The 11,959-nt window shown below is 45.1% G+C and carries 9 protein-coding genes; 4 read left to right on the top strand and 5 right to left on the bottom strand.

The features are described from left to right. Window positions 1-14 precede the first annotated feature (14 nt). Together IPL83_04500 and IPL83_04495 are read left to right on the top strand one after the other, a co-directional pair. Entirely contained in the window at window positions 15-1,379 is a 1,365-nt protein-coding gene (locus IPL83_04500) for an aldehyde dehydrogenase family protein (protein ID MBK9038415.1), read from the top strand. Between the two features lie 88 nt (window positions 1,380-1,467). After that, the gene (locus tag IPL83_04495; protein ID MBK9038414.1) at window positions 1,468-2,019 is read left to right on the top strand and encodes a hypothetical protein; all 552 of its coding nucleotides are present in this window, start codon (window positions 1,468-1,470) and stop codon (window positions 2,017-2,019) included. Here the strand turns inward: IPL83_04495 and IPL83_04490 are convergent. From IPL83_04490 to IPL83_04470, 5 genes are all read right to left on the bottom strand, one after another. Continuing rightward, window positions 2,016-2,234, bottom strand: a complete 219-nt coding sequence (locus tag IPL83_04490; GenBank protein MBK9038413.1) for a hypothetical protein — start codon at window positions 2,232-2,234, stop codon at window positions 2,016-2,018. The two genes, IPL83_04495 and IPL83_04490, sit on opposite strands and share 4 nt — an antisense overlap. A 34-nt stretch (window positions 2,235-2,268) precedes the next feature. Further along, window positions 2,269-3,312 carry a patatin-like phospholipase family protein gene (locus tag IPL83_04485; GenBank protein ID MBK9038412.1) on the bottom strand — a complete coding sequence of 348 codons (1,044 nt, stop codon included), beginning with the start codon at window positions 3,310-3,312 and terminating at the stop codon, window positions 2,269-2,271. A 426-nt stretch (window positions 3,313-3,738) separates the two neighbouring features. After that, entirely contained in the window at window positions 3,739-4,086 is a 348-nt protein-coding gene (locus IPL83_04480) for a DUF4214 domain-containing protein (GenBank protein ID MBK9038411.1), read from the bottom strand. Between the two features lie 83 nt (window positions 4,087-4,169). Next, window positions 4,170-7,238: a DUF4214 domain-containing protein gene (locus IPL83_04475; GenBank protein ID MBK9038410.1), complete on the bottom strand. Its 3,069-nt coding sequence runs from the start codon at window positions 7,236-7,238 to the stop codon at window positions 4,170-4,172. A 6-nt stretch (window positions 7,239-7,244) separates the two neighbouring features. Then, window positions 7,245-8,507 carry a hypothetical protein gene (locus IPL83_04470; GenBank protein MBK9038409.1) on the bottom strand — a complete coding sequence of 421 codons (1,263 nt, stop codon included), beginning with the start codon at window positions 8,505-8,507 and terminating at the stop codon, window positions 7,245-7,247. 207 nt (window positions 8,508-8,714) lie between these two features. Between IPL83_04470 and IPL83_04465 the strand changes: the two genes are divergently transcribed. Together IPL83_04465 and IPL83_04460 are read left to right on the top strand one after the other, a co-directional pair. Then, window positions 8,715-10,547, top strand: a complete 1,833-nt coding sequence (locus IPL83_04465; protein MBK9038408.1) for a DUF885 domain-containing protein — start codon at window positions 8,715-8,717, stop codon at window positions 10,545-10,547. 149 nt (window positions 10,548-10,696) lie between these two features. Continuing rightward, entirely contained in the window at window positions 10,697-11,950 is a 1,254-nt protein-coding gene (locus tag IPL83_04460) for an alkaline phosphatase (GenBank protein ID MBK9038407.1), read from the top strand. Window positions 11,951-11,959 lie beyond the last annotated feature (9 nt).

Below are 11,959 nucleotides of genomic sequence, written 5' to 3'. Positions count from 1 at the left end.
AGGAGACCTGACCAATGCTAAAGATTGTGAATCCCTACACACTTCAACTCATTCAAGAGGTTCCCGTTGACACCGAGGCCTCAATCAAACAAAAGGCAACAAGGGCTGCGCTCGCTTTCAATCAATGGCGTCTTTCCCCTCTGGTGCGAAGAATGGAAATCATCGGCAGATTTCGGGTTTTGCTCGAAGATAGGGCTGAAAGTTTGGCCGAGTTGCTGTCACAGGAAATGGGAAAGCCCATCCAGCAAGCTCTCAATGAAATAAAAGGCACCCAAGGGCGATTGGATTTTTTTCTTCAAAATATAGAATCGGCACTCAAAGGCGAAACATTCTTGACGACTCCAGCCAACGAAGAAAAAATGACATGGGAACCGCTTGGAGTTATTGCCAACATTTCGGCTTGGAATTACCCGTATTTTGTCGGCACGAACGTATTTATCCCAGCGATACTCACCGGAAACACAGTGCTCTATAAGCCATCCGAATACAGCACCTTGACGGGACTTCAATTTGAAAAACTCCTCAAATTGGCCGGCCTCCCTGATGGGGTATTTAACGTCGTTGTAGGAACCAGAGCTCAAGGAGAAATCCTCCTCAAACAGAATATACAAGGAGTCTTTTTTACGGGGAGCCATGAGACGGGAAAGGCAATTTCCCAAATGACTGCAAGTAGGTTCGTAAGAACCCAATTCGAGTTGGGTGGCAAAGATCCAGTCTATGTGCGACCAGATGCAAATGTAAAGGTGGCCGCTGAAGGGATCGCAGATGGCGCCTTCTATAACACCGGACAGAGCTGCTGTTCAGTTGAGCGAATCTATGTTCACGAAGAAGTTTACCAGGATTTTAATTATCATTTTCTAAAGACGGTAAATAATTTTAAACTGGGCGATCCGTCAAAATCAGAAACCTATATTGGTCCTTTGACTCGACCCCAACAAATTGAAATTTTAAAAAGGCAGGTCGCTGACGCCCTTTCCAAGGGAGCACAAGTATTGACCGGAGGAAAGGTTTGGTCTGAGCACTCGGGCTTTTTTGAACCGACGGTCTTGACCAAAGTCGATCATAGTATGCAGGTGATGATGGAGGAGAGTTTCGGACCCATCATTGGAATTCAAGGAGTACGAAGTGACGACGAAGCCATTCAGTTGATGAATGATTCTTCATATGGACTCACGGCTGGAGTTTATACCTCAGACAGGGAAGAGGCAGAAGGGATCCTTGAGCAGCTTGATGCTGGTTCGGTCTATTGGAACTGTTGTGATCGCGTCAGCCCACGCCTGCCCTGGACCGGTCGCAAGGGATCGGGAATGGGTTCGACACTCTCTCTTCTTGGAATTCGCTCATTTTTGCAACCCAAAGCCTGGCACTTGGTCTACTGAGAAGAAGAATCAAAATCCGATTGGGCTGATACCAATCCTGTGGCACCATGAAGAGAGGATTTCAAATTTTCAGCGAGGAGTCACACCTATGAGAATTCTAGTTGTCGCCATGACAGTTTTGTTTCTATCCCTGGAGGCCTTTGCAGCAGATCAAGCCGGATTTTCGATAAATGCTGCAGTCTTTCACTCAACACACAAATACGACCTTACTGATATCGGAGGAGGAACTGGAAGTGGGACGCAGCTAAATTATGACTTGGGATTCGGTTACAGCATGGCAAGCGGGCTTTATCTTGGTGGTATTTATGGAGTCGTGGGCGAAGATGATGGAACAAACGACGTGTCGAGCAATTATCTTGGAGTCTCTATTGGTTACAGATCGAGTGGCTGGCAACTGACCGCACATTATTTTCTGAGCGCTGAAGATGAGCTGAGCGCGACGAGCCAATTGACCGGTGGCAGTGGAATCGGCGTAGATCTCGCCTATCTCTGGTCTATCAACACCACCTTCGCCATTGGCCCACAATTGACCTATCGAAGCTTCAAATACACAAAATATGAAACAGGCGGAAGTGAAACGACTGTAGATGTCACCAATTCGTACAGTCTCCCCTACATAGTTTTTGCTTTGAATTTTTAAACTGGCCTGCTTGCTTGTTGTTCCAAACTCCGAGGGTACCTGGCTGAACCAAATCTCAGGAATCCAGGATCTTCAAACATGCGTCCGGCAGCAGTGCTCCCGTTGTGAGCACTGCACCAAGCCGAACTCGATCCTGAAATCCTGAGATTTAGTTCAGCCAGCTCCTCGTATCTTGGATACAACAGATTCACCGATGGCTTGCGGGCCAGCCTCACCCACATCATCGTGGGCCAGTTTATGATAATTTAATTAGGACACTTTGGATGCGGAGATCGGAGCAAGCTTATTTACGATCTCCGGCTCCCGTTTCCACCAATCCAGATATTTTTGTGTGTGGGCCTTGCCCGAAGCAATCAGTTCCGCCTTCTTTCCATCGCTGATATCGAAGTCAGTTGTTCCAACTCCTAAGGTATCAATGTAAACTGTTCGCTGCCAGTCGTCTGAATGAAGATGGCTATTATCCTGAGCATCAATCAAAGTGGTCATGAGGCATTTAACAAAATCAAATAGGTCATTGATTTCCCGAACCTCAGGTTTTTGCTCATCTCTCAATATCCCGATCTCCTTTTTGGAATCCAATCGAAACCCAAGAGTTTGGCGATTGAAAATCCAAGGATTGGATTTATTCGTTTGATCCGAAGAATTGTGAGCCTTGTAGTAGTCAGTGAATCGAGCGTAGGTTTCCTGCTCAATCGGCGAAATATACTTTAAGCGGTCAAAAAGCTTAATAGGATAATTGCAAAGCACTCCACCATCAATCAGCCAACTTTTCGATGCCCCGCGAACCGCTTGAAAAAAAAGGGGTATCGACATTGAGGCACGAACCGCATCCGCAATGGTAACCGCTGGAGTGAGCTCATGAGAAAATATCTCCATGTAGCCGGTTGAGACGTTGGTGGCACACATATATAGCTCGGGACCATCGTCCAACCAAAGATCACCGAAAGTATAAGTTGGGCTTCCCGTCTTTTCCTCAATCAGTTTTGAAATCCATTGATGAAAGAAATCACCCTTGTACCAACCAAAGTGGGTCAATAATCGCTCGGAATCACGAACAACACCCCATTCATCATCCATGAAACCTTTGAAATTCATCCCATGCAATATTTCATTCTGCTCAGAAAGCGAATACCCCAGCGCAAATAGAGTGGCATTGATTGCCCCCGCACTGGTTCCTCCGACTCGGTGAATATGACCCAATATCCCCTCGGCCTGAAGAACTTCCATTGCTCCCACATAGGCCAAACCCTTAACTCCCCCACCTTCAAAGACCAAGTTGCTAAACGGATACATGCGAATCCCCCCTTGGACTATCAATTGTATTATGAATGAATCACATTTTCCTTTTGTTCTATGAATTTTAGACCAATGACAGGTTGATCGGAGGGCATCGCCACCCGAGGTTCGTATCCTTTCTCGGAAAGGTGGCTAAACTTCTGATAATCAGTCATGCTACCTTCGTTCGAAGGTTTCTTTATTTTAATACTGCGGCTGGACCGCAAGTCTTCGGTGAATCTGTTGTATCCAAGATACGAGGAGCTGGCTGAACTAAATCTCAGGATTTCAGGATCAAGTTCGGCTTGGCAGCAGTGCTCCCGTTGTGAGCACTGCTGCCGGGTGCATGTTTGAAGATCCTGGACTCCTGAGATTTGGTTCAGCCAGGTACCCTCGGAGTTTGGAACAACAATCAAGCAGGCCAGTTTTCAAACTGCACTTCGCTCAATCCTTTTTCGTGGTGTTCTTATATTCGCTCAAATTCAAAAAATTATTCACCACAGCAAGGCGAGAATGTGTTCCATCATTCAAACTTTTCACCCAGAAATTCTCGCCGTCCAAATCAGATTCTCGTCTCAAAACCGCTTTGTACAAATGCTTCACCCATTTCCGATTGTCTGTCTTGAAGAGAACATTGAGAAACTCGTCGGATTTCATAAAACCAATTCGAGTATTTTCTCTCGTTACAGCGTTTGAATCTAACTTAGACTTATGGTCGGCAAATCCAGAACTGTCAGATCCTCGTCCTAACACCGCTCGATAGAGGTTCTCAACAAAATCGGAATTGGACATCGGTTTCGAAATACTTGACGTAAGTATTGAGAAAAATGCAACCCTTACTGGAGGTGGAGGCAGCGCCACACACTGACCATTTTTTACTTCAAAGCCTGTGTTGCAAGAGATCGTGCAAGCACCGTAGGCCGTCCCGGTCGAGTTGCAAGTCTTCTTGCTCTGTCCATTTGTCGGCTGAGTGCAACCAGAGGTCGTTGAAGTGTTCGCCGTACAAACTGGCGGTGGAGGCTGCGCCACGCACTGACCGTTTTGCACCACAAAACCCGTGTTGCAAGAGATTGTGCAGGCACCGTAAGCCGTCCCGGTCGAGTTGCAAGTCTTCTTGCTCTGTCCATTTGTCGGCTGAGTGCAACCAGAGGTCGTTGAAGTGTTCGCCGACAAACTGGCGTGAGGCTGCGCCACCCCGCCGTTTCACCACAAACCCGGTGCGAGGCGGCCCCCGAGTTGCAAGCTCTCCGTCCATTTGTCGGCTGAGTGCAACCCGAGGTGGTCGTGGAGTTCGCCGTACAGACTGGTGATAGCGAGGATCCATCTTCTATATTGTCCTTTTTCGTAATGTTGATATATTCGCTCAAATTCAAAAAGCCATTCACCGCAGCCAGGCGAGAATGCGTTCCAGCATTCAAACTATTCACCCAGAAATTCTCGCCGCCCGAATCGGATTCTCGTCTCAGAACCGTTTTGTACAAATTCTTCACCCACGCCCGATTGTCGGTCTTGAAGAGAACATTGAGAAACTCGTCGGATTTCATAAAACCAATTCGAGTATTTTCTCTCGTTACAGCGCTTGAATCTAACTTAGCCTTATGGTCGGCAAATCCAGAACTGTCAGATCCTCGTCCTAAAACCGCTCGATAGAGGTTCTCAACAAAATCGGAATTCGACATCGGTCTCGATAAATCTGAGGTTAGTATTGAGAAAAAATCAACCCTGGGACCGGATGGAGGCAGTGCCACACACTGACCATTTTTCACTTCAAAGCCTGTGTTGCAAGAGATCGTGCAGGCGCCGTAAGCCGTCCCGGTCGAGTTGCAAGTCTTCTTGCTCTGTCCATTTGCCGGCTGAGTGCAACCCGAGGTGGTCGTGGAGTTCGCCGTACAAACTGGAGCTGGAGCTGGAGGTGGAGGTGGAGGTGGAGGTGGAGGCAGTGCCACACACTGACCATTTTTTACTTCAAAGCCTGTGTTGCAAGAGATCGTGCAAGCACCGTAGGCCGTGCCGGTCGAGTTGCAAGTCTTCCTGCTCTGTCCATTTGTCGGCTGAGTGCAACCCGACGTCGTGCTGGAGTTGGGCATACAAACTGGTGGCACTGTTGGTGGTGGTACCGGTGGTGAAGACGTCGGGTAGACATCTTCAACATTCTTAACGGACATATCAAAAATAACAATCGGCTTGATTTCTGAATTTAATGTACCCAAAAATGAAACCAGTTGAGCTATTTCATTGGAAGTCAAATTCAAAGGCTTTATTTCTGAATCACGCAAAGAATCTGAAGTTCCACCGGCATTATACAACAAAACAACTTGCTCCAAAGTCTGCAGCGAACCATTATGCATATAAGGTGCGGAGGAGCTTAAATTTCTTAATGTTGGTGTTTTAAAAAAGCGAGACTCTGATGCTCGATGACTGATATCACCACGACCTTTGTCCGCGTCTGCTGGAAATAGTCCTGTGTTGTGATAAAGCTCATCTGTAAAATTAGGTCCGGAATGGCAAGCAGCACACTTGGCTTTTCCAAAGAATAAATCCTTTCCTTTAATTTCATCTAACGACAATGCTGTAGTACGACCGTCGGCAAAATATGAATCGTACCTTGATGTCCCAGAAATGAGTGACAATTGAAACGAGGCCAATGCATTGCCAATATGTTCAGGTTTTATTTCACTCCCGTAAACAGTTTGGAAGGCTTTCACATACGAAGAATTTAATTTCAATTTAGAAACAAGGGCCTGGTAACTTGCCATGCCCATCTCTGCAGGATGGGTCACCGGCCCTCCTGATTGCTGCTCCAAGGAGGTAAACCGGCCATCCCACATTTGCGTCGATCCAAAAAGACGATTAAATACAGTAGGCGAATGTCGTGCGAGCTTTTGACCAGAGACCCCAACTGAAAAATCAACTGGATCTGCAAATCCATTGTTTGCTGAATGACAACTGGAACATGAAATCCTATCATTTGAGGATAATCTTGGATCGTTAAAAAGTAAAAATCCAAGCTGTACTTTGTTTGTATCCAAATTGATCTCTAAAGGCAATCGAACATCCCTTGATGTAAACGAACTCGGCAACAGGGCAGTCAAAGACCTATTCCTTTGCGCATAGGGAATTCCCGCAGAATCGGCGAGCTCGACAGAGGAGCGTGCCACACTCGAAAATTTGAATTCATCGAGATGTAAAAGAAAATCAGTTTTACTGACTGGATTCTGACCGCCAGGACCGATAATTAATGTTGAAGTACTCGCAGACATCACTCCTTGATCAACTTTAAGTTCAGAAATTTTCTGGCCATTTACAAACACTCGAAACAAACCCAATGATGGGTCATGCGTTGTCGCCACATGACTCCACTGATTCAATTCCAAGCCTGAACCAATAAAACCCGTTGAGAATTCCTTCCCATTGATTGTAATTCGACCATGTAATTGACGATTTTTTTCTAGAATTAAACTCATCGATCCAGGTTTGTTAAGTAAAACTAAATACGCATTCTCTGCAACTGTCGTTAAGTCAGAAATTGGCTTTACAAATATTTCAAAGGTTGTTCCAAAGTTTGTCTCCTTAAAAACATTATGATTCTGCACCACAACGGACCCAGAAGCCGGAAATTTTATCGCTTGACCACGAAAGCCGATTTGTTCAACGGAGTCCTGAATACCGTTCGACATTTCCATTGGAAACGCCGCCCCACCTAATAACGAACCGTTCAAATTATTCTGCGACAAATCTGCCGTTTGATTAAAATCAAACTCACCACCCAATCCGGCATTGGTATTCTTTCTTAACGTTGGATTCATAGGCAAAGAAACTTCATACCTCCCATCCACAAAATCTCGAAACCCAAGCTCTGAAAATTCAACTGTATTTAATGAGATCATAAAATAACTCGGCGACTCAAAAAGAAAAGGAAGCTGAGGATTTTTGCCTTCCTTCATTGGATTCTAAATAGAACTTGTTGAACCCAGTGCAGAAGTAAACAATCGCACAGTTTTCGTACCGTTTGTATCCTTATTAAATGAGCCATCGATGTGACGGACCTTGTTTCCAGTCCATCTCCCCAGAACTGAAAATCCCGTTCTTCGAGCGGGAGCTGTTGGATGATGCGCATGCGCGGCCATATAAGTGATTTCAGATCCTTCAAACGAAAGCCAAGGGTAGGCACCCAACAGGGATTCTCCGGGACTGTATGCCTCTCCAGTCGCAGACAATATCGGCTTTCGAGCCAAGGCATATTGAGCCTTAAAAGCTTCGCTCTCACTGTTCATTAAAGTAATTCTTTTAGGTTCAGTCCAACTATTGAGCGCCGTTGGATTGCTATTGTAAATATAAAAAAGCTCATCGCCATTTCCAGCGATGCTATTTGAATTGAAAGCCATCAATTTACCATCGACTGTGATTGTCGGCTCAATCCCTCGAATGGCCGAGCCAGAGCTTGTCTTAATGACTTCAAAATCTTTGACTAAAATCGTTCTAACAGGAACAGCATTGCCTGACTTTGGATTTTGTACCACAATTTTCATTTGCATCCGACCAAAAACACGATCCCCATAGGTATCAGAAATGGCTAAAATGCGACTGTTTTGCACGCCCCATCTCGGATGGCCATAATGCTGAGTATACAAATACAAATCATAGGTTTCATATTGCCCTGCTGGATTTGAATTTCCATTCTCATCAGATTTAAAGGGATTTGAAACATCCGGAACTCCTGATGCTGGCACCAAAGACAATGCATTCAATTGCATAAAAATACTTTTCGAGCCAATTGAATCTCTTGAAAAATCCTTTGGAGTTCCGTTCTCATTTTCCCTGAAGTTAGTTAGCAAGCCAATTTTACTGCTAAAAGCCCCCGTTCCGCCCAAGGCACCAAAATTTACAGATATCCCCTGCTGAGCCTGAACTCTTTCGGGGCGAAACACGACAACATTCCAGCTGCCCCCTGCTTCAGGTGTATAGACAAGCAAACGACCATCCCAGGTTGTACTGTGACCGTTTCCGCCAAATGGAATAGGGAAGGCATTCTGAATCGCGGTTGCTCTAATTTCATCTTTTGAAAGCAGTTCGGCAACACCGGAAAGGCTTAGCTCATCAGCTATTTTTCGGGCCTCAAAATTGCTGCCACCACAGTTGTGAAAGAAGATGACCAAGAATGTAAATGCCCCAGCCAATTTTAGCATCACAAGAATCATTTTTGCTCTGGTCACACTCTGCCCTCTTTCAATATTTTTTTCTAGATATACGATTCAATCTTCAGATCGCCACCAACCCCTGATTATTCCCTGGACTTAGTGTACCAAACTTCGGCAATTTCGCTCGAATTTCGCCACTGACGTCTCAAATCGATACTCTGTATTCATTAGAATTTTTGAAAATAACTTTCACATGCGTTTACAATATGGGAGAATCTCAATATGAGACTTTGGTTCGCGCCTTCTATTCTTTTTCTAATGTTTATTTCGCTTTCGTCTTGCCATCACCAGATAAGAGAGGTGCCTACCTTATCTGATGCGGACAATGAATCAGCTAGAATCAATAGATTTTTTGAAAAGTCATTTGAAACCGATCTAAAAAATTCACCCCAACTTCAGACGGAATTAGGAATTAAAACTGATTACGACAGGCTAGATGACTATTCAGAAGAATTTCAAAAAATTGAAAACGAACGAGCCAGGAAGAATCTCCAGGAACTCCATTCTTTTAAATTTGATTCTCTTAGCATTGAAGAGCAAACAAGCTACCGTTTGTTCGAAAACGAAACCAAACAAAAGCTGAGTGAATATGAATGGAGATTTCATTATCACCCTTTCAACCAAATGTTTGGATATCAATCAAGCTTTCCCGCATTTCTGATCAACAAGCATACAATCGATAATGAAAACGAAGCTCTGGCTTATATCTCACGAGTTGCTGCCTTTTCAATTCAAATGGACCAAGTTTTGCAAGGCATGGCGGACCGTGAACGTAGAGGGATTATCCCACCCAGGTTTGTTTTTGAAAAGGTAAAAAGAGACACAAAAAACCTGTTGAGAGGTCTTCCTCTCACGAATGACACTAGGATCATGCATCCCATCTACGAAGATTTCACATCGAAGATCTCTAAAGTGAAATATCTGTCCAGGCTCACAAAAATGAAGCTCTCTGCCGATCTCGGCCTCGCTTTGCAAAAGAGCATGGCACCCTCATATCGAAAATTTCTGGGCTATTGGGCGAAGCTCTACCTAAAAGCAAAATTCAATAATGGAGCTTGGGCTCTTCCACAGGGGGAAGCGTACTACAAATCTCAATTGATTAAACATACTACAACGGACTTAACCGCCAAAGAAATTCATCTATTGGGTCTATCTGAGGTAAATCGCATTCAATCAGAAATGGGTGAGATTGCGAGACAATTGCACTTTCAAGGAAGTCTGAAAGACTTCTTTAGCTACCTTAAAACCAGTCCCCACTTTTACTATCCTAACACTGATGGCGGACGAAAGGAATATATCTCAGAGGTCGAGAATCTCATGAGAGGCATGAATGAGAACCTCGCTCGTTTATTGACCATCCGACCAAATGCCAACTTAATTGTAAAATCCGTAGAGCCCTTTCGTGAAAAGTCCGCGGGCCTTGCTTTCTATGAAAGTCCCTCAGAGGACGGAAAAAGGCCCGGAATCTACTACCTAAACACGTACAACATGAAAGCACTACCTAAATGGGCGATGGCAGCACTGGCGCATCACGAAGGTCTACCAGGCCACCATTTACAAATCGCAATCGCGACCCAATTGAAAGGACTCCCTCGTTTTCGGCGCTACACCTCATCCACTGCCTTTATCGAAGGCTGGGGACTTTATGCCGAGTATATTCCTAAGGAACTCGGCAGCTATGGTGATCTCTATTCAGATTTTGGGCGCCTTTATATTGAGCTTTGCAGGGCCTGTCGCCTCGTGGTCGATACAGGGATCCATTTTCAAAAGTGGACCAGGGAACAATCCATTAAGTACTTGACGGACCAAACTCCGATCGATGAGCGCGAGGCATTGGTGGAAGTGGAACGCTATTTTATCTCACCAGGGCAGGCCACTGCCTACAAGATCGGAATGATAAAAATTCTGGATCTCAGAGAAAGAGCGAAACTGAAACTCAAAGACAAATTTGAACTCCCTCTATTTCACGATGAAGTCCTCCGGCATGGTTCTCTTCCTCTCAATATCTTGGAGGAAAAAATCATGTCATGGATTGAACTTCGATCGCGGAGCTAATCAAACCAGACTCTGCAGTCTCACATATTGGCATCATAGAAGTGGAATTTTTTTTCAAAATTCAACTTTTTAATTGTGCGAATTTGAAGGTTCCACTATCTTTCCGCTGGCGCGTCTTTTCTTTACCCACTAATCAAAAGAGGGACTTTATGTCTGGCGTTCTCTCAATTGGATCTCAAATCCTCATTTTGTTTTTGGTCAATCAATTGGCCTTTGCCACTAAGGCCACTCCCTCGAAAAAGAATCCAAAAAATTTAATTCTTTTTATTGGCGATGGAATGGGGTCAACTGTTATCAACGCCACTCGCTTACAGTTTTATGGGAAGGGCGGTGCGCTCACAATAGATAGCTTTCCACATACAGCAAAAATAAAGACTTCGTCGTTGGATAACTGGGTCACTGACTCTGCTGCAGCCGCCACGGCAATGGCCACAGGAAAAAAGGTCGTGAATGGGGCTTTGTCTGTAATCATGGATTCGAATAGCGAGAAACCAAGCATTCCAGCGCCGACCCTCTTGGAAATGGCGGCAAGGGCTGGAAAAAAGGTGGGCCTGCTCACAACGACTCATATCACTGATGCAACACCAGCTGCCTTTTACTCCCACGTTGATAGCCGCAAGAATACGGAAAGAATTGTTCAGAACTTAAGCCTGAGTCCAGTCAATCTGATAATGGGAGGAGGCTGGAAGGACCTGAAATCCCAAGAGAGCTTGTTGAAGAAGCATTTTTCCATTGAAAGAAATGTGTTTTCCGCCAAAAAATGTGAAGGAGCGGATCAGAAAATAATAGGGGCTTTTGCAGACGAGGATCTCCCTCCCGCCATTGAAACAAATTCCACAGGTCCACTCACACTCATGAAACTGAGTGAATTGGCCCTTGAGTGCCTCTCGGCCTCTAAAAATGGATTTTTCTTGATGGTCGAATCGGAGGACATTGACGAGTCCCTCCACAGTCGGAACATCCCTCAGGCCTTATATGCTACTCGAGAACTGGATTTGGCAATTGATCATACGATTAAGTGGCTAACTCGAAATAATCTGAGAGACAATACTCTTATTTTGGTGACCGCCGATCATGATGCCGGCGGTTTGGCCATAAACGGCCCTGTACCTGAAGGGGGTCTATGGACAAAGGACAATGATTCCGGAAAATTTAATATTCATCTGATAAAGAGCCTTAAAGCTTCTGGTACTTCGTATCCAGTTGCTCGCCTATCCACTGATACTGATGTACCGGGAGATATCAATTTGCCCAAGGCTCCTCATACATCTTCCGATGTCGATCTCTTCGCCATGGGTCCCGGCGCGGACCAAATTCACGGTACCATCGAAAACACCCAAATTTTTGAATTGGCAGTGAGGCTCTTCATTGATCCTGCTCGGAAATCTCAATTGAAGCACTGACTAAGCCAC

The organism is Bdellovibrionales bacterium (assembly GCA_016716765.1).
GTDB lineage: Bacteria > Bdellovibrionota > Bdellovibrionia > Bdellovibrionales > UBA1609 > JADJVA01.
Note: the sequence above shows the minus strand (reverse complement) of the source record. Positions and strands in the feature narration are given on the sequence as shown.

Bases quoted from the DNA above. Each gene is read 5' to 3' on its own strand.
- IPL83_04475 (MBK9038410.1), bottom strand. From the start codon at position 7,238: ATGAAGGAAGGCAAAAATCCTCAGCTTCCTTTTCTTTTTGAGTCGCCG.
- IPL83_04460 (MBK9038407.1), top strand. From the start codon at position 10,697: ATGTCTGGCGTTCTCTCAATTGGATCTCAAATCCTCATTTTGTTTTTG.
- IPL83_04485 (MBK9038412.1), bottom strand. From the start codon at position 3,312: ATGTATCCGTTTAGCAACTTGGTCTTTGAAGGTGGGGGAGTTAAGGGT.
- IPL83_04500 (MBK9038415.1), top strand. From the start codon at position 15: ATGCTAAAGATTGTGAATCCCTACACACTTCAACTCATTCAAGAGGTT.
- IPL83_04465 (MBK9038408.1), top strand. From the start codon at position 8,715: ATGAGACTTTGGTTCGCGCCTTCTATTCTTTTTCTAATGTTTATTTCG.
- IPL83_04495 (MBK9038414.1), top strand. From the start codon at position 1,468: ATGAGAATTCTAGTTGTCGCCATGACAGTTTTGTTTCTATCCCTGGAG.
- IPL83_04480 (MBK9038411.1), bottom strand. From the start codon at position 4,086: ATGTCCAATTCCGATTTTGTTGAGAACCTCTATCGAGCGGTGTTAGGA.